The sequence below is a fragment of the Metapseudomonas resinovorans genome (assembly GCF_002003485.1).
Classification (GTDB): Bacteria; Pseudomonadota; Gammaproteobacteria; order Pseudomonadales; family Pseudomonadaceae; genus Metapseudomonas; species Metapseudomonas resinovorans_D.
The window spans coordinates 1-519 of record NZ_BDMA01000030.1; the positions used below are offsets into that span (position 1 = coordinate 1).

Annotated in this window: 1 protein-coding gene; it reads right to left on the reverse strand. The window is 65.1% G+C overall.

Features of this window, described 5'->3' with window-relative positions; genetic code table 11:
- Nucleotides 1-335: 335 nt before the first annotated feature.
- The coding region (locus tag MnOB_RS09840; protein ID WP_158713788.1) for an OprD family outer membrane porin at nucleotides 336-519 on the reverse strand (184 nt) is incomplete at its 5' end.

Below are 519 nucleotides of genomic sequence, written 5' to 3' on the forward strand. Positions count from 1 at the left end.
CACAGCTACAACAACTACCAGACACCGGTACAGCGCGAAGCGCTGGCTGGATAAACCTAAACCGGTGTCCAGTTTTACTTGACCACTTCACCGTGCCGGCGTTCAGGCCCGGCACTTGTAGGGGCGAATTCATTCGCCAAGGGTCGCGCAGCGGCCCCGTAGGTTGGCGCAGAGCGCAGCGAAGCCCAACACCTCAGACTCCGAGCCCACTCCTGCTTCCCTCACCCCAACCCTCTCCCAGAGGGAGAGGGGGCTGTCCGTGCGGGCGTTCGGCCTTGGCACTTCCCTGTGGGGGCGAATTCATTCGCGAAGCAGGCCGCAGGCCTGCCAGTCCCTTACAACAGCGTCAGGGTGTAGCTCAGGATCAGGCGGTTCTCGTCCTGGTCGCGGGCGGCATCGCTGCGCAGGGCAGCGTTGCGCCAGGACAGGCCGAGGCCTTTCAGCGGGCCGCCCTGCAGCACGTAGTCGAGGCGGAAGTCGCGTTCCCACTCGCCCTGGTCGCTGCCCTGGGTCTCGATG